The following is an 18,143-nucleotide window of genomic DNA, read 5'->3' on the forward strand; positions in this document are numbered from 1 at the left end:
CCTATTTGCGGTTGTAGAGGCGCATGGTCAGCGCGCCGAAGACCACGATCGACACCACGCCGCAGACAAGCACCCAGGTGATCTCCCCGGTGTCCGGGCTGCCCGCCATCAGCGAACGCGCCGCGGTGACCAGGTGAGAGATGGGGTTGACCCCGACGAACGCCTGCAGCCAGCCCGGCATGGTCTGCGGGTCGACGTAGACGTTGCTGAGGAAGGTGAGCGGGAACAGCACCAGCATGCTGACCCCCATCACCGACTTCTCGCTGCGCAGCAGCAGCCCGAACATCGTCCAGATCCACGAGAACGCGAACGAGAAGACCACCAGCAGGGCGATCGCGGCCAGCACGCCGACGACCCCGCCCTGCGGGCGGAAGCCCAGCACCAGGCCGACCACGAGGATGACCGTCGCGGCCATCGTGTAGCGGAACGCGTCGCCGAGCAGGTAGCCGACCATGGTCGACGGCCGCCAGATCGGCAGCGTACGGAAACGGTCGAAGACGCCCTTCTCGATGTCCTTGTTGACCTCGACCCCGGTGTACATCGTGATCATGACGACGCTCGTCACCATGATGCCCGGCAGCAGGAACTGCAGATACTCCGTCGGCGAGCCCGCCAGCGCACCGCCGAACAGGTAGGTGAACATCAACGTCATCATGATCGGGAACGCGGTGACGTCGAACAGCTGCTCGGGCACATGCTTGATCTTCAGCATCGCTCGCCAGCCGAAGGTCAGCGAGGCCGACAGGGCGCCGGGGCGCGGCGGGCGTGCCCCGGGGGCCAGCACCGCGCCCAGTGTGTCGGCCGCGGGGACGAAGGACGTGCCGGTCTCGGTGGTCGTGGCACTCATGCCGCCGTCTCCTCTCCAGGAGGCGCGCCTGTCAGCGCGAGGAAGGCCTCGTCGAGGCTGGGCTGGCCGAGGGAGAAGTCGTCCACGACGATGCCCGACGCCGCCAGCGCGGCGAGGGCGCGCGAGGCCCGCTCCGCACCGGCGTCCGCGTCCTCTCCGGCGATGCGGGCGGTCAGGGCCACGGGGTCGGCCTCCAGGTGGACCTGGGTGTTCAGCTCCCCGGCCAGCACCCGCTCGGCCTCGGGCCGTTGCGCGGCGTCCCGCAGCCGTACGTGCACCGACCCCGAGCCCACCGACGACTTGAGCTCGCCGGGCGTGCCCTCGGCGATGACCCTGCCGTGGTCGACGACCGCGATGCGCCCGGCCAGCCGGTCGGCCTCGTCGAGATACTGCGTGGTGAGCAGCACGGTCGTGCCGTGGGCGACCACGATCCTCACGATGTCCCAGACCTGGTTGCGGCTGCGCGGGTCGAGGCCGGTCGTGGGCTCGTCCAGGAACAACAGGTCGGGCGTGTTGAGGATGCTGGCCGCGATGTCCAGCCTCCTGCGCATGCCGCCCGAGTAGTTCTTGACCTGCCGGCCGGCGGCCTCGGTCAGTCCGAACGCCTCAAGCAGCCGCATGGCCCTGTCCCTGGCGGCGGCCTTCCGGTGGCCCAGCAGCCTGCCGAGCAGGACCAGGTTCTCCATCCCGGTCATCTCCTCGTCCACCGAGGCGTACTGGCCCGTCAGGCTCACCCGGCTGCGTACGGCGTCGGGCTCGCGCAGCACGTCGTGGCCGAACACCCTGGCCTCGCCGCCGTCCGGGCGCAGCAGGGTCGCCAGCATCTTGACCGCGGTGGTCTTCCCCGCCCCGTTGGGGCCGAGCACGCCGTACACCGTGCCCGCGGGCACCGTGAGGTCGAGCCCGTCCACCGCGCGGTTCTTGTCGAATGTCTTGACCAGGCCCGATGTCTCTATCGCCAGGTCTCGCATGATTTGTCGTCTCCATTCCGTCCGGCCGTTCACCTGAGAGGCGCCAGACGCGGGGCAGGGCCCGCTAGATCCGATCTAGCGGGCCCTGTGGGAGCGGTTCGTCGGGCGGTTCGTCAGGCGGCACGGCAGGAGACCGTGGGCCAGGTCCGGTTGCCGTGGTGCTTGATCGTCACCCCCCAGGAGTTGCCGTGACCGTTGGGCCGGGCGGTCACGACGTTCCTGGCGGCGTTCCACGTGGGGCTGACGTTCCAGGTCGCGATGATCTTCTCGGGGTGCGGCAGGGCCATGGTCACGACCCAGTCGTCCGAACCCGTGACGGTGACGCCCAGGTTGTACCGGTCGGGCCACTTCGCGCCCGCGGAGAGCGTCGCGGTGCAACTCCCCCCGGGGGACTGCGCCGGGCTGGGCGTGGTGCCGGGAACGGCGGCGTTGAGGGCGTCGAGGACCGCCGTGTAGGCGGGCTTCTTGTCGCCGTCGCCGTCGAACAGCAGCGGGGTGTCGCCGCTGCGCCAGGAGTCGGGGTCGCGCACGCCCCACACCGTGATGCCGTCGCAGCGGGGGACGGCCAGGCAGTCGCCGGCCACGGCGGCGTACGTCGCGGCCGGGGCGCCCTGGATGTCCAGCTGGGTGATCTGGACGTCGACCCCGAGGGCGGCGAAGTTCTGCAGTGTGGTGCGGAAGTCGCCGTCGTAAGGGCTGCCACTGTTGAAGTGGGCCTGGAAGCCGACGCAGTCAATCGGCACGCCGCGCTGCTTGAAGTCCTTGACCATGGCGTAGACGCCCTGAGTCTTGGCCCAGGTCCAGTTCTCGATGTTGTAGTCGTCGTAGCAGAGCTTGGCGGCCGGGTCGGCGGCGCGTGCGGCGCGGAAGGCGACCTCGATCCAGTCGTCGCCGGTGCGCTGGAAGTTCGAGTTACGCCGGCCGCCGGTGCCGTCGGCGAAGGCCTCGTCGACCACGTCCCAGGCATAGATCCTGCCCTTGTAGTGGGCCATCACGCCGTTGATGTGATCGACCATCGCCTGGCGCAGCGCGCTGCCGCTGAGGTTCTGCAGCCACTGCGGCTGCCCGGAGTGCCAGACCAGGGTGTGGCCGCGGACCCGCTTGCCGTTCTCCACGGCCCAGTCGACGATCCGGTCGGCGTTGGTGAAGACGAACTGCCCCTGCCGGGGCTCGGTGGCGTCGAGCTTCATCTCATTCTCGGGCGTCACCATGTCGAACTCGCGGCCGGCGATCGCGGTGTATGCCGAGTCGCCGAGCTTGCTCGCGTTGATCGCCGTGCCGAAGTAGCGTCCGCTGCGCGCCGCAGCGGTGCCCAGCGTGGTGCCGGGCGTGTCGGCGGTGGCGATCGCTGCGGGGATCTCGGCCATCGCGAGGCCCGTCGACAGCGCCGCGACGGCGCCGAGGACGAGCACGCGGCGGACGACGGGGGAGGGTCGACTTACGGGTTGTGCCATGACCTTGAGGGGCTTCACAACGTCCGTCCTTCCTCCTGCGGATCCTGATCGCTTGGCGGGCGCGGGACAGAATCGCGAATGTGGGCGAATGTTTCGGAGTTTCACCGAAATATTGCGATCCGACAAGACCGTGACATCTGTCGTGGGCGGGTCGTGACAGACGGCGGAGGTCCGCGTCGGGGCGGTGGCGGAGGCTTGCCGCATGGACATTCACGACGGCGCCCCCGCCCTGTCCGTGGCGGGGCTGCGCAAGACGTACGGCGAGACCCGCGCGGTCGACGGGATCGACCTGGTGGTGGACCGGGGGGAGGTGGTGGCCCTGCTCGGCCCCAACGGCGCGGGCAAATCCACCACGATCGACATGGTCGTCGGGCTGGCCCGTCCGGACGCCGGGGAGATCGCCGTGTTCGGCGCGTCTGCCCACGAAGCGGTGCGGCGCGGCATGGTGGGCGTGATGCCGCAGGAGGGCGCGCTGCTCGACGACGTGACCGTCCGGGAGACGGTGGCGCTGATCGCGTCTTTGCACCGGACGCCGCTGCCGGTGGAGGAGGCGCTGAGCCGCGCCGGGGTGGCCGACCTCGCCGACCGGCGGGCCGCGCTGCTGTCCGGCGGCCAGAAGCAGCGGGTCCGGTTCGCCATGGCACTGGTGCCCGGCCCGGACCTGCTGGTGCTCGACGAGCCGACGGCGGCCATGGACGTGACGGCCCGGCGGGAGTTCTGGCAGTCGATGCACGCCTTCGCCGAGACCGGCCGGACCGTGCTGTTCTCCACCCACTATCTGGAGGAGGCCGAGGCGTACGCGGACCGGGTCGTGCTGATGCACGCGGGCCGCGTCGTGGCGGACGGGCCGGTGTCCGCGGTCATGGCCGAGGTGTCCGGCCGTACGGTGACCGCGACCGTGCCCGGCGCCCGCGCCGAGGACCTGGGTGCACTGCCGGGCGTGACGGCGGCGCACGTCCGCGACGGCAGGGCCGAACTGCGCTGCACCGACTCCGACCTGGTCGTACGGGAACTGCTGACGCGCTATCCCGAGGTGCGGGACGTCGAGGTCGGCGCGCTGGGCCTGGAGGACGCCTTCCTTCGCCTGACCGGAGCTTCGGAGGCCGTGCGATGACCGGATACCTCACGTTCGAGATCAGGCGGACCCTGCGGGACGCCAAGTTCCTGTTGTTCGCGGTCGCCCTGCCGGTGGGGCTCTACTTGCTGATGGCCGACCGTTTCATCGACCAGGGGGCTCCCGCGTCGTACGTCATGGGCGGCGTGGCGGCGTTCGGGGCGATGAAGGCGGCGCTCGACGTCGGTGCCCGCACGGCGGTGGAGCGCGGCGTCGGCTGGCAGCGCCAGTTGCGGCTGACCCCGCTCAGCGGAAGCGGCTACCTGCTGGCCAAGGCGTCGGTGGCGATGGTCGTGGCGCTGCCGCCGGTGGCCGGGGTGTCGCTGGTCGCCGCGCTTGTCAGCGGGGTGCACCTGTCTCCCGGCGGGTGGGCGGTGGCCGTGCTCGGCGTGTGGGCGGGCACGGTGCCGTTCGCGCTGCTCGGCCTGCTGATCGGCCAGTTCGCCACCGCTCAGAACCTGCAGGCGTACCAGGGGGCGGTGGTGCTGCTGCTCAGCTTCATCGGCGGGCTGTTCATCCCGGTGAGCACGTTCCCGCAGGCGCTCGCGACGGTGGCCAAGGTCCTGCCAAGCTACTGGCTCGCGCAGGTCGGGCATGCCACCGCGCTCGCCGGTGGCAGCGGGGATGACGGCTGGCAGGCGGCGCTGGTCCTGGCGCTGTACGCGCTCGTGCTGGGCGCCGCCGTGGTCGTCCGGTATCGCCGCGACACCGCTCGGGCCTAGGGTGACTGACGTGGGCGAGCAGGGCGTATGGGGGCGTTCCGCCTGGCCGGTGTGGAACCCGGCCCGGCCGGGGTCCCGTTCCGCCCACGTCCGCGGCGTCCTCGTGCTGTCGCTCTTCCTGCTCTGGCCGCTGTGGGAGGCGCTGGGACCGGACGGGATCTGGCCGGAGGCCCTGGCCGTGCGGATCGCGATCGGAGCCGTCACGCTCCTGTACGCGGCGGGCTGGCTCGGCGCCATGGTCGCCGGGGTCCGCCTGCCGCCCCGGCGGCGGATCCTGCTCGTCGGGACGCTGTTCGCGCTGGCGGTCGTGGCGGCCCTGCTGCGCAACGGCCCGATCTACCTCGGCCACGCCGGCGTGTTCGGCTTCGTGCTCGCGGTGGCGGCCTGGCTGCTCCCGGCCCGCTGGGGCGTGCTGCTCGCGCTGGCGACCTGGGTGGTTCAGGTGCTCGCGCACTGGATAGCCCCCGGCACCGTGACCTGGGGACATGTGGGCGGGCTCGTCCCCGGGATCGTGATCCCGGTGGCCGTGACGCTGCTGATCCGGCTCGTCGTCCAGCTCGGCCAGGCCCATGAGGAGATCGCGGCGCTGGCCGCGGCGGCGGAGCGCGACCGGCTGGCCAGGGACCTCCACGACGTGCTCGGGCACAGCCTGACCACGATCACCGTGAAGACCGGCCTGGCCCGCCGGGTGCTGGAGAGCGGCGGCGACCCGGAACGCGCGCTGGCCGAGCTGCGCGACGTCGAGCGGTTGTCCCGGCAGGCGCACAGCGAGGTGCGCCTGACCGTGTCCGGCCGCCGCAGGCCGTCCCTCGCCGCCGAGCTGGCGGGGGCCCGCGCGGCGCTGCGGGCCGCCGGGATCAGCGCCGTTCTCCCGTCGTCCGCGGACCGTGTCCCGGCCGAACTGGCCGAGCCCTTCGCGTACGTCCTGAGGGAGGGAGTCACCAACGTGATCCGGCACAGCGGCGCGACGCGGTGCGAGGTGCTGTTCGGAGACGGCTGGCTGGAGGTGCGCGACAACGGCCCGGGGCAGAGAACGGCAGGGCAGAGCGCGGCCGAGCCGGGCAACGGCCTGTCCGGGCTGGCCGAGCGGCTGCGCGCCGTCGGCGGGCGGGTCGAGGCGGGCCCGCTTCCCGCCGGTGGCTTCCGGCTGCGGGCGAGCCGCGCATGATCAGGGTGTTGCTCGCCGACGACCAGGCGCTCGTACGCGGGGCGCTGGCGGCGATGCTCGCGCTGGAGCCCGACATCGAGGTGGTGGCCCAGGTCGGCTCGGGCGAGGAGGTCGTCGAGGCGGCGCGGCGCACCCGGCCGGACGTGGCGTTGCTGGACGTGCAGATGCCGGGCAGGGACGGCCTGGAGGTCACCGCCGACCTGCGCGCCGCGCTCCCGTCCTGCCGGGTGGTGATCTGTACGACCTTCGGGCGGCCGGGCTACTTCGCCCGTGCCATGGAGAACGGCGCCTCGGGCTTCGTCGTGAAGGACGCGCCGCCCGAGCACCTGGTCGACACCGTGCGCCGGGTCCACGCGGGCCTGCGCGTGGTCGATCCCGCTCTGGCCGCCGAGTCGCTCGCCAGCGGGTCGAGCCCGCTGACCGCCCGGGAGCGCGACGTGCTGCGCGCGGCCCGGCAGGGCGGCACCGTGGCGGAGATAGCGCGGAGCCTGCACCTGTCGGCCGGGACCGTACGCAACCACCTGTCGGCGGCGATCGGCAAAACGGGAGCGAGCACCCGCGCCGAGGCCGCGCTGATAGCCGACGAGCACGGCTGGCTCTGAAGCGTCATCGCGGCCACGGGAAAAGCGAATGACCGGCATGTGGCTCAGGCGGGACAATCGCCCCCATGTCTCAGCCGATACTGCGGACCGACCGCATCACGCTTGTTCCGCTGTCCGACGAACACCTCGAGCACGAGATCGAACTCGACGCCGATCCTGAGGTCATGCGCTACATCACCGGGCGTGCACGTAGCCGTGAAGAGGTGGAGGTCCTCCATCGTCAGAGGCTCGCCGCCGCGGACGACGTCGCGGGGCTCGGCTTCTGGGCCGGTTTCGTGGACGGGCGCTTCGTCGGCTGGTGGCTTCTGGAGCCACCCACGCGTGCCGACCAAGGCCCGGTCGAAGGACAGGCCGAACTCGGATACCGGCTCCTGCGACGCTGCTGGCGCCAAGGCTTGGGCAGCGAGGGAGCCCGCGAGCTCCTTCGCCACGGATTCGAAGATCTTGGGCTGATCCGCATCTTCGCCGAAACCATGGCGGTCAACGCCGCCTCCCGCGCGACGATGTCCGCGATCGGCATGCAGCACGTCCGTACGTTCCACATGGACTGGGAGGAACCGCTCCCCGGTAGTGATCGTGGCGAGGTCGAGTACGCGATCACCCGAGAGCAATGGCTCGCTTCCCGAGCGGCCAAGCTTGGTTAAGTTGTCGATATGGAGGCAGAGGTCTGCGGCATACCGGTGCATTTCGTCGAGCACGGCGACGGGCTTCCCGTTCTGGTGTTACACGGATCGGGGGTGGACCATCGCGAGATGGTCGGCGCCTTGGAGCCGGTCTTCCGCGACCGGCCTGGTTATCGGCGCGTCTACCCGGACCTGCCCGGCATGGGGCGCACTCCGGTGCCGGACTGGTTCCGTGGCTCTGACGATGTCCTCGATCTCGTGCTCGGCCTGATCGACGCCGTCGTCGGCGATCAGCGGTTCGCGATCGTCGGCCATTCGTTCGGCGGGTATCTGGCCGGGGGCATCGCCGCCCGGCGCCCGGCCCAGGTCGCGGGGCTGGCGCTGATCTGCCCCATCGGCGAGGAGCCGCGTGACGTGCCCCCACACGCGGTGCTGCACGCCTCGGTCGACGTGACCGACGCCCTGGATCCGGCCGAGCAGGCCCAGTTCCGGGACTACTTCGTCGTGCAGACGCCCGCCACCGTGGAGCGGTTCCGGGAGTACGTGGCTCCGGCCCTGCCCCTCGTCGACGGGGACGGCCTCGGGCGGATGTCCGATCAGTGGCGGCTGAGCGACCCTTCCGGGGACGCGCCGCCGTACACGGGCCCGACTCTGATCCTCACCGGGCGCCAGGACGCCACGGTGGGGTACGCCGGCGCTTGGGAGCTGGTGGAGCGGTATCCGCGTGCCACGTACGCCGTCCTGGACCGGGCCGGCCACGCGCTGCCGCACGAGCAGGCCGGGCTGCTCACCGCGCTCATCGCCGAATGGCTCGACCGAGTGGACGAGCATCGCGCAGCCTGAGTGCCGAAACGCCGTTCACCGTGGTGGGTTGATGCCCACGACGTGCTCGTACCGAAGGACCCAGGTGAGCCGTAGGTCGATCGCCTGGCAAGTACTTCAGGTACTTGACGTACTTGTAGGCAGATCTGATACTGGGGGAGAGCGAAGGGGATTGGTATGGGAGTGCATTTCGCCAGCTACACGGAGGCCCGCGCGAAGCTGAAGGAGCTTCTCGACGCGGCGGAGCGGGGCCGGAGCGCTACCGTCAGCCGTGATGACCGGACTGCTGCTGTGGTGGACGGCGAGCGCCTCCGTTACTTCCTGGCCCGAATCTGCCCGTCCAATGCCCAAGTGGTGGCCGAGGATGGCGGATGGTCGGTCTTCATTCCAGGATTGCCCGTAGCCGCGGACGGATCAACGTTCGACGAGGCCATCGACGAGATGATCGACGCGCTTCGGGAGTACGCCGAGGACTGGCAGGATCACCTGTTGGACGCGCCTAACCACTGGGACAACTGGGGTCTGGTGCAGATGATCTGCCTGAGCAGCGACAACCAGCTACGGGAGTGGCTGACCGGGGTGGCTCCATGACGTGGCCGCAGCCGACCCGGGAGGATCACGAGCGCTTCTGCAAGAACGAAGGCTGGCGACGAATCCGGGATGCCAGGGGACGGACGGGCACTCACCACGTCACGTACGAGTTCGACCTTCCAACGGGCGGCATCCTGCGGACGCGAATCTCACATCCACCTGACCGCACGACTTACGGGCCCACCCTTTGGGCTCACATCCTGCGGGACCAGCTCCAGGTCTCCGAGGAGGAGTTCTGGGGCTGCGTCCGGGACGGGGTCGTTCCTGATAGAGGAGGCCCTCAGGCGCCGCTGGAGGCTCTTCCCGCGGATCTCGTGCACCTCCTCATTCACCGAGTGGGGCTTACGGATGCCGAGGTCGCCCGGATGTCGAGGGACGAGGCGCTTGCTCGCCTGCAGCTCTTCTGGTCGGAAGGCTCGTAGCCCGATCAGGAGGCGGCGCAGCGGCGGTCGCCGCTCGGCCTGGAACCGCTCCCCGGCAGTCATCGCGGTGAAGTCGCCCGAGAAGACAAGGCCCGCCTGAGAGGCGCCGGCGGCGTCGCGACCGTCCGCGGTCCCGGTCCGCTCACGGATTCGGCGGGTAAGGATCGCCGCGCAGCCTGCTGTACATCCAGCCGTCGCGCCACTGACCCCGGAGGAACTCCACCGCGCGTAAGACGCCCTCCAGCCTGAAGCCGGCCTTCTCCAGCGACTTCTGCTCCGCGATGTTCTCCGGATGGGTGAACGCCTGGATGCGCTCGACCGGGGTGTGGGTGAACAGGTAGTCGCACAGCATCGCCTGAGCGCGCCAGCCGACGCCACGGCCACGCCAGTCCGGCAGCAGGGCGATCCCTATCTCCCAGTATCGGGAGACCCCGAACCCTCGGGCCGACCAGCTCATCATGCCCGCGGCCGTGCCGTCGGCCTCGACGATGACCCTGCTGTCGTCCATGCCCAGATAGCCGTCGACGGCGAAGCGTCGCGCCGGGGCCTGGGCGTCGCGGAATCCCGCCCAGTCGAGGCCGATCAGTCCCGGCTCGGTGACGAAACGCCGGAACATGGCGAGATCGTCCTCTGTCACCGGCCGCAGCCGTACCTCAAGTGCGCTCACCGTGCCGCCTCCCCTCGATGCAACACTAGGGCCTGTTCGGAGCTGAGATCATGCTGCTGCATGCTTGCCTGCGCTGAGCCCCCCATCTGCCGTTGTGCTGCGGCGCCCGATCAAGGACCTACGGAGGCAGGTGTCTTCAGCACCTGATGGAAGCCATGACGTTGGCGCTACCTCGACAAGGGGGCGAATGTCGCGCCGCGCCTTGAACCGGGTTGTGGCCGGTGTTCCGGTCGGCGACCCGAACCACGAACCGCCGCCCGGCTTACGTCATTTGAACACGTCACGGTGTTGCCTGGCTTCGCTCGCCTTGATCAACGCGGCGAGTGCGACACCTACGACGTTGACGAAGGAGCCCGGCGATGACCTCCCGACATGATCTTCCCGCATTCGGCAGGCGCACGCTGCTGCGCGGCGCCGCCCTGGCGACCGCGGCCGGCGTGGCCGGTGCGGCGCTTCCGCTGATGGCTCCGGCGGCGTTCGCCTCCGCCGCGGACCCGGACCAACTGTTCAGGAACGGCAGGTTCGCCGAGGCCGAGCGCGGCTACCGGCGCCTGCTGCGCGAGAACCCGGAGAACGCGCACGCCGCCGCCCAACTCGGCTACATCGCGCTGCTGTCCAACCGGTTCGACGCTGCTGAGACCTTCCTGTCCCGGGCCGTCGGCTTGGATTCCGGCGATGTCGTCTCCAAGCGGCGGCTGGCCGAGTGTTTCGTACGGCAGGACCGGCATGACCGCGCCGTTCCGCTGCTCCGGCAAACCGGTGACCAGCGCGATGCGGCCTTCGCCACCGTCTTCGCCGGTCTCCGCGGCACTCCCTGGCGGATTCGGGGGGCGGCCGGCACGCGCGTGCCCTTCTACACTCTCGACCCCGTCCCCTCCGTGGAAGCCTCGGTCAACGGCGGGAAGCCGAAGAAGTTCCTCCTCGACACCTACGCCACGCTCGACCTGTCGCCGCAGGTGGCGGAGGAGGCGGGGCTGCGGGCGCTGGCGACGGTGGCGGGAGGAGTCGTCGACAACCGTCCGGTGACGCTTTATCTGGGCGTTCTGGACTCGTTCAGGATCGGGGACATCGAGATCCGCAACATCCCGGTGCAGTGGAACGACGTGCAGCGGCCACCCCTTCCCGACGGCTCGCAGCCGGCGGGCGCCTTCGGCACGACGATCTTCTATCACTTCCTGACCACGATGGACTACGCCGGCCGGGCCCTGATCCTGCGGCGCAAGACCAAATCCCGGCAGCAGAGGCCGCGAGCGCATGACCGGCTCCCGCTGTGGCTCGCCGGGGATCACTACCCGTGCACGGTGGGCAACCTCGGCGACTACGGACCGCGGATGGTCACCGTTGACACCGGCGGCATCGGACACGCCCTCGACACCACGGTGGAGATCGCGGAGAAGATCGGCATGGAGGTGGACTACGACCATCCGATCGAGCAGCCAGGAAACAAGGTCTACCCCATCACGGCCGACCGGATCAGCCTCGGCAGTGCGGTCGCCCACGACGTGCACGGCCACGCGGCCGACAAGGTCTTCCCCGGATTCCCCGGTCCCGGCCAGTCCGCGCAGTTCGGCTTCGACCTGATTGCCAACTTCACCCACGAGTTCTTCAAGCCCTTCGCCATCACGTTCGACTACACAGAGATGAGCTTATCGATCGCACGCGGGTGATCCCGTGACGCCCAAGGGGGCGCCATCCCTCGCTCCGATCCGGCCCGGACCCGGCTTCGTGTTTCCACACCCTCGGCACGTGATCCCTGTGCCCCGCTCGGCAGGCCCTGGGTGGTGTGTCAGCCGCAACAGCACGATCTCAACTCCGTACAGACCCCAGCGGTGAGATCATCAACCGGTGACGGCGCGAAGGGCGCCGGGGTGGCGGCCGGTGAGGTGGTCGAGCCTGGCGGCGGTGACGTCGTCCGCTGGGAGGTAGGCGATCAGGAGTTGGTTGTCGTCGTCGGACAGGCCGAGGGTTTCATAGGCCAGACGTAGTTCGCCCGCCTCCGGATGCGTCAGCCGTTCGATGCCGGTGCGCCTGGACGGGCCGGGCGGAGTCGTCAACCGGTCGGTGAAGGGGGCGCCGACGGCGAGGGTCAGTTCGTCGACGAGGTGCTCGACGTGCGGGTCCTCACGGGAAACCCCCAGTTTCAGCCCGGCGAGCCGCTCGTCGGCGACGCGGTCCCAGTCGGGATACGCGGCTCTGGCCCGGGGGTCGGCGAAGACGTACCGCACCAGGTTGGGCGGCCGGCGGTCCAGCAATCCGATGGGGCCGGCGAGTCGCTCGTAGCCGTTCGTGTGGGCGAGCACATCACCGAGCCGGTTGACCACCAATGCCGGGGCCGGTTCGAGCCGGTCGAGCAGTGCCCGGACGGTGGGACGGACCGACTGCGCGGGCGGCCCCTGGCACGGGCCGACGAGCCGGCCGGCACCATCGGCCGCCTTGAAGTGATGGAGCAGATGGAGTCGCTCGTCGGCGGACAGGCGCAACGCGTCGGCGAGGGCGGCGAGCACGGGCACCGAGGGGTGACGATCACGCCCCTGCTCGAGCCGGGTGAGGTATTCGACGCTGATCCCGGCGAGCGTGGCCAGTTCGGAACGGCGAAGGCCGGGGGTGCGGCGCCGGCCGCCGCCGGGGAGCCCGACCTCGGTGGGGGTGACGGCCTCGCGGCGGGCCCGCAGGAACTCGCCCAGGGTGTTGTCGCTCACGATTCGCAGGCTACCGAGTGGCCACGGTTCCGATCGTGGCCCTGCGGGGGCCAGTCTCGCCCCGGTCTCCCTCCGGTGGTTCCTGTCGCCGGATCCTTGGCCCTGCTCAAGGTTTCCACCGTCGTGAGGAGCATTGGAATGGATCTGGGACTCAGCGGCCGTACGGTCATCGTCACGGGAGCCTCCGGCGGCATCGGGCGCGAGATCGCCCGTGGGTTCGCCGCCGAAGGGGCCGACGTGGTGCTCGCCTACCACCGCTCCCAGGCGGGCGCGGAGCAGCTCGCCAAGGAGATCGGCGGACGCTCGCTCGTCGCTCCGTACGCGCTGGACGACGACGAAGCGGCCCGCGGCCTGGTCGAGAGCGTGCTCGGATGGTCTGGCCGGATCGACGTGCTGGTCAACAACGCCGTGCACTGGGGCGCCACCGAGCCGGATGGGGACCTCCCCTTCGATGCCGTGCCCGACGAGAGGTGGCAGAAGGTGATCCGGGCCAACGTCGAGGGAGCGCTCCGGCTCAGCCGGGCGGTCGTCCCGTCCATGCGGGAGCGCGGATGGGGCCGGATGGTGCACATCTCGTCGAGCATCGCGGTCGACGGCATGCCCGGTGGGGAGTACTACGGGGCGGCCAAGGCGGCGCTGCACGGTTTCAGCAAGTCCGCCGCGTTCGGGCTCGGGAAGGACGGCGACATCCTGTCCAACGTCGTCATGCCCGGCTTCACCAGGACCGAGACCAACGTCGCGATGGTCGAGCAGGCGGGCGGGCACTACAGCGCGCGGGCTCCGATCGGCCGCCTGCTCGACGCCGCCGAGGTCGCGAACGCCGTCGTCTATCTGGGCTCGGCCGCCAACACCGGCATCACCGGCCAGGCCATCAAGGTGACCGGCGGCGCCTGACACCTGTTCGCTGTGACGACCCGATGCGAGCCCGCGCTGAAGCCGCCGGCTGGTCTGATGCCGGACGACCTGCGGGCCCGCACGACGTGGGCCGCGGTGTCGTACCGCTGGAGAGGCGGAATTACCGGCGCATCAGCTTGAAGGTGTGCTCCCCCTCCGCGCCGATCTCGGCGTCGAGCGTCTTGTCGTCGAGCGCGGGTGCCACCCCCGCCTCGACGAAGACCCGGGTGTCCGCCTTCTCGATCACCTGGTCGCCGGCCTGCGGCGCACTCACCAGAGACAGTTCGAGCGAGGCTTCCGTGCCGGGCTTCGCCGCCAGCCGCAGGCCCGCCTGGTCGGGAATGTTCTCACCGACTGTCAGATCACGAATCGCCATGACGGCGTTGTCGGTCAGCGTCAGCATTGAAATGCTCCTTCACCAATGGGGGACGGATTTCCGGACGGCCGGAGGGAACCCCGGCACCGCCTGTGGGTCGGGACGGCTCGCCGGCGAGTGTGCAACCCCGGCCACCCTGACCGCGTAACGCCGTACCCCCGATCCGGGCGGGAAACCGCGTAGCGCTCCGGTCGTGCGCGTCCTACCGATCACTTCCGCCCATCGGTCCTCTTCCCGTCGCTTGTCCTCGCCGGTCTGCGTGATGCTACATATTCAAGCCTAGTTACTTGTTTTTCTGTAGTTGTCAGTACTAGCGTCGTAGCCATGATTCTTGTCACCGGAGCCACGGGGCTCAGTGGATCGATCGTCGTCCAGGAGTTCGCCCGGCAGAACGCTCCCGTCCGAGCGCTGGTCAGGAACCCGGACAAGGCTCGGAAAGTCCACGGGCTGCCGGGTGTGGAACTGGTCGAGGGCGACATGCTGCGCCCCGAGACCCTGAAGGCCGCCCTGCGCGGCGTGGAGCGTGTGCTCATGATCTCCTCCCCGAGGGAGCGGATGGTGGAGACGCAGTGCACGTTCATCGACGCGGCCAAGGCCGCGGGCGTGCCGCACATCGTGAAGTACTCCGGAAAGGAGTCCGGTGTCGGGTTCGATCCCGACAGCTTCATCGGGACGCACGAGCATCTGGAGATCGAGCGCCACCTCGAGGCGTCCGGCCTGGCCTGGACCCATCTGCGCCCGAGCCAGTTCATGGAGTTCTACCTGCCCGGCACCCTCACGGGTGTGGATCCTCATCGGCGGGAACTGCGCATGTCCATCGGCGACAGCAGGCTGTCGCCCGTCGCCATCGAGGACGTCGCGAAGGTCGCGGTCGCGCTGCTGAACTCCGACGGCCACGAGGGCAGGGCGTACGACATGACCGGCCCGGAGGCGCTGACGATGAAGGAGGTCGTCGAGCAGATCTCGGCGGCGACGGGAACCGCCTTCCGCCATGTGGAGCTGCCCCTGGAGGACAAGCTGCGCGAGTACGCAGAGGCGGGGATGCCCGAACCGTCCATCCGGATCCTGAGGGAGCTGTTCGCCGAGCGCGGGCGGCGTCCCGAGTCCCACGTGCGGCTGGAAACCCACCGGATCTTCGGGGTGCGGCCCACGAGCTTCGTCGAGTTCGCCCGCGTCCACGCGGCGGCGTTCCTCGGGCAGGCGGCCATATGAGGCCGGCCGAGGAGCGCGCCGTACGGGCCCTGTTCGAGGCGACGTCGGCCGCGTGGTCGGACGGCGACGGCGGCGCGTTCGCCGGCCGATACGCGCAGGACGCCACCGTGATCCTGCCGGGGGTCCACCTGCAGGGCAGGGACGGCATCCGGTCCGCCATGGGCGCCGCATTCGCGGGGCCGCTGAAGGGGTCCAGGCGTCTTCACACGACGGAGAGCGTCCGGTTCCTCGGCCCGGACGTGGTCCTCGTGGTCACGCGGAGCGCAACCGTGTTCGCGGGGGAGGTGGAGCCTCCGGCCGACCGGTGGGAGCTGGCGACCTGGACGTTGATGCGGCGCGGCGGCGAATGGCTCGTCGAGGCGTATCACAGCTGCCCGGCCGGATCGCCCGACTGACGCTTCGGCCCGCACTACGGGAAAGCAAGCATCTGCTCCGGGATGAGTAGGATGAGCGCGTGACCACGGCACGCACGTACGGCGACCCCTGCGCCGCCGCGCGCGCTCTCGACCTGCTCGGCGAGCGCTGGGCGCTGATGATCGTGCGGGATCTGCTCTTCGGCCCGAAGCGCTACAGCGATTTGCAGGGCGGCCTGCCCAACGCCAGTCCCACCGTGCTCTCGCAGCGGCTGCGCGATCTGGAGGAGGGCGGGGTGATCCGGCGGCGCAAGCTGGGCCCGCCGGCGCGCGCGTGGGTCTACGAGCTCACCGAGTGGGGCCACGACCTGGAGCCGATCCTCGTGCACCTGGGCCGATGGGGCCGTCACTCCCCGCCGAAGGAGACGACGACGCCCCTGGGGACCGATTCGCTGATGCTCGCTGTGAAGAGCCACCTCGAATCCTCCCGACTGGGCGACCTCGACGCCACGTTCCTGGTCGACGTCGGCGGGGACGTCTTCACCCTCCGCGTGTCCGGCGGCGAGCTCGCGATCCGCCGGGGCGAGCCTGATCGGTGGGATGCGGCCCTGCGGACCGATCCCGCCGTCCTCATGGCCCTGGTGATCGACGGAACGCCAGCCGACCAGGCCGGGGAGCCGCTGGAGATCACCGGCGACCGCGTGACCCTCCAGCGGCTGCTGGACGCCCTCCATCTGGGAGATCAAACGTGAGCCAGTCACCGGCATCGAGTGAGGTTTCGTCCCTCCTCGGCTACCTGAACTGGAAGCGGCAGCACGTCCTCGACATCCTGGACGGCCTGGACGAGGCCGACCTCCGCCGCCCGATCCTTCCGTCGGCCTGGACCCCGGTCGGCCTCGTCAACCATCTGGCCCTCGACGTCGAGCGCTTCTGGTTCCGCGCGGTCTTCGGCGCCGGCCCCCAAGCGGTGGCCTCGTTCGCCACCCCGACGGACGCATGGCGGGTGCCCGGTGACCGGCCCGCCTCGGAGGTGTTCGACCTCTACCGAGAGGAGACGGCGCGCGCCCACGAGGTGATCGCCTCCAGCGACCTGGACCAGGCGCCGCGCTGGTGGCCGGACTACCGCGACGACCGGCCGCCGCGCGACCTGCGTGCGGCGATCCTCCACGTCCTCGTCGAGACGGCGACCCACGCCGGCCACCTCGACGCGGTTCGCGAGTTGATCGATGGCAGGCAGTTCCTCGTCCTGGACTGATGACAAGAGTCAGGAGGCGGGGCAGCGGTAGGCGGCGTGGCGGTTGGGGGAGCAGCACACCACGCCACAGGTGAGGAATCGGCCGCCGGTCAGCCAGATGCCCCACTGCACGTCCACGCCGTTGGCGAGCGCCTCGCGGGCGGTCTCCAGCCGGAAGTCGAGCCCGATCCTGGCCTCGTCATTGGGGCGGAGGAAGGAGCTCTGTGATGTCCGGTGGCGCTCGGCCAGCCACGCGAGTGCGTCGTCGACTGAGGCCGGAGAGGCATCGATCCGGCGGGCCGGCTTCAGCAGCCAGTCGCAGGTCCGCATCGGCGGCAGCGGGGAGCTCGTGAAAGGCCCGGGGTCGGCGGGCGGTAGCGGTGGTCGCCGCTCGGCCTCGTTGCGGAGGTCTTCCCCCAACCCGCTCCACACATAGCAGTGCAGGTGCATGGCGCTCCGTACAGTGGGGGTGGCCCCTGCCTGCTATCACCGGGCAGGGGCCACCGTGCTCCTACAGTGTGGTCAGGCCGGCCGCGCGAAGCTCGGCACCGGTGAACCGGAGAGTCCCGGCATCCGGGTTCTTGCTGTCACGCAGGGCGAAGGCGTCGGCCTCACCCGGAATCGGGGCCAGCTCGACGCAGGACTCCATGTCTTCCTCCTGCTGGTTGCCGCCGCACAGCCGCCGGAAGCGCAGTCCGGCGAGGTCGCGGTCGTACAGGTCCATCGCGTTCCTTTCCTGTTGGTGGTCCCGCCTCGGACGGTTCGCCAGGCGGGCGTCTTCATCGGGCCTTGCCGAGCAACAGATCCATCCACAGCCGGCGCGCCCGAGCGTCAGGCAGCCGTTCGGTCTCCCCGGTCTTTGGCTGGTCGCCGCTTCGGTCCGTACGGCGGACGAACAGCAGCCCGCCGGACGCGCACAGTTCGTACGCCAGCGGCGAGCAGTCGTCACAGGTGTGGGCCACGACCCGTACCCGGACGGCGCGCCTGGTCTCAGGCATCCACCGGATCGCGACATGCCCCGGCTGCTCCGGAGCCACATGCATGCCGGGACAGGCGGAGTCGGCCTGGGCCAGAGCATCGAGTGCCCGGACGGCGGACGCTTGGAGGGCACTCACTGGGGAAACAACCCTGCGGCGAGTTCCTCCTGGTCGCGGAGCTGCGCAACGAGTTGGTCGGCGTCGTCAGCGTCGATGGTGTGGCTCAGCCCGTGACTCAACTGCGCGTCGGTGAGTCGCTGATCGCGCGTGGCCCATAAGCGATCCGCTGAGCTCCGCCAGATCGTCCAGCGGGGGAACGCGGCCTGCAGGTCCTCAAAGGTCGTCGGGGACATGGCGACAGCGTCACGCACTGTGCTGGTGCATTTACACCGCGT

The 18,143-nt window shown here is 70.2% G+C and carries 23 protein-coding genes; 13 read left to right on the top strand and 10 right to left on the bottom strand.

The features are described from left to right. Nucleotide 1: 1 nt before the first annotated feature. From HHX35_RS11385 to HHX35_RS11395, 3 genes are all read right to left on the bottom strand, one after another. Nucleotides 2-847: an ABC transporter permease gene (locus tag HHX35_RS11385; protein ID WP_182898779.1), complete on the bottom strand. Its 846-nt coding sequence runs from the start codon at nucleotides 845-847 to the stop codon at nucleotides 2-4. Further along, nucleotides 844-1,818: an ATP-binding cassette domain-containing protein gene (locus HHX35_RS11390; RefSeq protein ID WP_182898780.1), complete on the bottom strand. Its 975-nt coding sequence runs from the start codon at nucleotides 1,816-1,818 to the stop codon at nucleotides 844-846. Before HHX35_RS11390 ends, HHX35_RS11385 begins: the two co-directional genes overlap by 4 nt. Before the next feature lie 113 nt (nucleotides 1,819-1,931). Beyond that, nucleotides 1,932-3,290: an endo-1,4-beta-xylanase gene (locus HHX35_RS11395; RefSeq protein WP_310739027.1), complete on the bottom strand. Its 1,359-nt coding sequence runs from the start codon at nucleotides 3,288-3,290 to the stop codon at nucleotides 1,932-1,934. A 184-nt stretch (nucleotides 3,291-3,474) separates the two neighbouring features. Between HHX35_RS11395 and HHX35_RS11400 the strand changes: the two genes are divergently transcribed. From HHX35_RS11400 to HHX35_RS11430, 7 genes are all read left to right on the top strand, one after another. Next, nucleotides 3,475-4,386, top strand: a complete 912-nt coding sequence (locus HHX35_RS11400; RefSeq protein ID WP_182898781.1) for an ABC transporter ATP-binding protein — start codon at nucleotides 3,475-3,477, stop codon at nucleotides 4,384-4,386. After that, nucleotides 4,383-5,108 (top strand): ABC transporter permease, encoded by a 726-nt coding sequence (locus HHX35_RS11405; RefSeq protein ID WP_182898782.1) that lies wholly within the window; start codon nucleotides 4,383-4,385, stop codon nucleotides 5,106-5,108. Before HHX35_RS11400 ends, HHX35_RS11405 begins: the two co-directional genes overlap by 4 nt. A gap of 10 nt (nucleotides 5,109-5,118) precedes the next feature. After that, nucleotides 5,119-6,276: a histidine kinase gene (locus HHX35_RS11410; RefSeq protein ID WP_220505262.1), complete on the top strand. Its 1,158-nt coding sequence runs from the start codon at nucleotides 5,119-5,121 to the stop codon at nucleotides 6,274-6,276. After that, on the top strand, nucleotides 6,273-6,878 hold the full coding sequence (locus HHX35_RS11415) for a response regulator transcription factor (RefSeq protein ID WP_182898783.1): 606 nt from the start codon (nucleotides 6,273-6,275) through the stop codon (nucleotides 6,876-6,878). Before HHX35_RS11410 ends, HHX35_RS11415 begins: the two co-directional genes overlap by 4 nt. A 65-nt stretch (nucleotides 6,879-6,943) precedes the next feature. Beyond that, nucleotides 6,944-7,522 (top strand): GNAT family N-acetyltransferase, encoded by a 579-nt coding sequence (locus HHX35_RS11420; protein ID WP_182898784.1) that lies wholly within the window; start codon nucleotides 6,944-6,946, stop codon nucleotides 7,520-7,522. A gap of 9 nt (nucleotides 7,523-7,531) precedes the next feature. Then, nucleotides 7,532-8,344: an alpha/beta fold hydrolase gene (locus HHX35_RS11425; protein WP_182898785.1), complete on the top strand. Its 813-nt coding sequence runs from the start codon at nucleotides 7,532-7,534 to the stop codon at nucleotides 8,342-8,344. 156 nt (nucleotides 8,345-8,500) lie between these two features. Continuing rightward, a complete protein-coding gene (locus HHX35_RS11430; protein WP_182898786.1) occupies nucleotides 8,501-8,914 on the top strand; it encodes a prevent-host-death protein in 414 nt (137 codons plus the stop codon). A gap of 564 nt (nucleotides 8,915-9,478) precedes the next feature. Here the strand turns inward: HHX35_RS11430 and HHX35_RS11435 are convergent. Continuing rightward, entirely contained in the window at nucleotides 9,479-10,003 is a 525-nt protein-coding gene (locus HHX35_RS11435; protein ID WP_182898787.1) for a GNAT family N-acetyltransferase, read from the bottom strand. 359 nt (nucleotides 10,004-10,362) lie between these two features. Between HHX35_RS11435 and HHX35_RS11440 the strand changes: the two genes are divergently transcribed. Next, entirely contained in the window at nucleotides 10,363-11,670 is a 1,308-nt protein-coding gene (locus tag HHX35_RS11440) for an aspartyl protease family protein (RefSeq protein WP_182898788.1), read from the top strand. A gap of 171 nt (nucleotides 11,671-11,841) precedes the next feature. Here the strand turns inward: HHX35_RS11440 and HHX35_RS11445 are convergent, their stop codons facing one another. After that, entirely contained in the window at nucleotides 11,842-12,702 is an 861-nt protein-coding gene (locus HHX35_RS11445) for a helix-turn-helix domain-containing protein (RefSeq protein WP_182898789.1), read from the bottom strand. A 138-nt stretch (nucleotides 12,703-12,840) separates the two neighbouring features. On the opposite strand from HHX35_RS11445, the gene HHX35_RS11450 reads away from it, so the two are divergent. After that, nucleotides 12,841-13,596, top strand: a complete 756-nt coding sequence (locus HHX35_RS11450; RefSeq protein ID WP_182898790.1) for an SDR family NAD(P)-dependent oxidoreductase — start codon at nucleotides 12,841-12,843, stop codon at nucleotides 13,594-13,596. 121 nt (nucleotides 13,597-13,717) lie between these two features. Here HHX35_RS11450 and HHX35_RS11455 read toward each other — a convergent pair whose 3' ends face one another. Then, nucleotides 13,718-13,999, bottom strand: coding sequence for a Fe-S cluster assembly protein HesB (locus HHX35_RS11455; RefSeq protein WP_182898791.1), 282 nt, complete (start codon nucleotides 13,997-13,999; stop codon nucleotides 13,718-13,720). A gap of 297 nt (nucleotides 14,000-14,296) precedes the next feature. Between HHX35_RS11455 and HHX35_RS11460 the strand changes: the two genes are divergently transcribed. From HHX35_RS11460 to HHX35_RS11475, 4 genes are read left to right on the top strand one after another with little or no spacing between them, the layout of a single operon-like run. Then, a complete protein-coding gene (locus HHX35_RS11460) occupies nucleotides 14,297-15,184 on the top strand; it encodes an SDR family oxidoreductase (RefSeq protein WP_182898792.1) in 888 nt (295 codons plus the stop codon). Further along, complete coding sequence (locus HHX35_RS11465; RefSeq protein WP_182898793.1) at nucleotides 15,181-15,579, top strand: SgcJ/EcaC family oxidoreductase; 399 nt, start codon at nucleotides 15,181-15,183, stop codon at nucleotides 15,577-15,579. Before HHX35_RS11460 ends, HHX35_RS11465 begins: the two co-directional genes overlap by 4 nt. Nucleotides 15,580-15,638: 59 nt before the next feature. Further along, nucleotides 15,639-16,289, top strand: a complete 651-nt coding sequence (locus HHX35_RS11470; RefSeq protein WP_182898794.1) for a helix-turn-helix domain-containing protein — start codon at nucleotides 15,639-15,641, stop codon at nucleotides 16,287-16,289. Continuing rightward, nucleotides 16,286-16,792 (top strand): DinB family protein, encoded by a 507-nt coding sequence (locus HHX35_RS11475; RefSeq protein WP_182898795.1) that lies wholly within the window; start codon nucleotides 16,286-16,288, stop codon nucleotides 16,790-16,792. Before HHX35_RS11470 ends, HHX35_RS11475 begins: the two co-directional genes overlap by 4 nt. 9 nt (nucleotides 16,793-16,801) lie before the next feature. Here HHX35_RS11475 and HHX35_RS11480 read toward each other — a convergent pair whose 3' ends face one another. From HHX35_RS11480 to HHX35_RS11495, 4 genes are all read right to left on the bottom strand, one after another. Continuing rightward, on the bottom strand, nucleotides 16,802-17,191 hold the full coding sequence (locus HHX35_RS11480) for a hypothetical protein (RefSeq protein ID WP_182898796.1): 390 nt from the start codon (nucleotides 17,189-17,191) through the stop codon (nucleotides 16,802-16,804). Between the two features lie 91 nt (nucleotides 17,192-17,282). Continuing rightward, on the bottom strand, nucleotides 17,283-17,495 hold the full coding sequence (locus tag HHX35_RS43345) for a DUF397 domain-containing protein (protein WP_182898797.1): 213 nt from the start codon (nucleotides 17,493-17,495) through the stop codon (nucleotides 17,283-17,285). Nucleotides 17,496-17,550: 55 nt separating this feature from the next. Then, nucleotides 17,551-17,769 (bottom strand): hypothetical protein, encoded by a 219-nt coding sequence (locus tag HHX35_RS11490; protein WP_259404959.1) that lies wholly within the window; start codon nucleotides 17,767-17,769, stop codon nucleotides 17,551-17,553. Nucleotides 17,770-17,882: 113 nt separating this feature from the next. After that, nucleotides 17,883-18,101: a hypothetical protein gene (locus HHX35_RS11495; protein ID WP_182898798.1), complete on the bottom strand. Its 219-nt coding sequence runs from the start codon at nucleotides 18,099-18,101 to the stop codon at nucleotides 17,883-17,885. Nucleotides 18,102-18,143 lie beyond the last annotated feature (42 nt).

The organism is Microbispora sp. H10830 (assembly GCF_014161375.1).
Taxonomy (GTDB): domain Bacteria; phylum Actinomycetota; class Actinomycetes; order Streptosporangiales; family Streptosporangiaceae; genus Microbispora; species Microbispora catharanthi.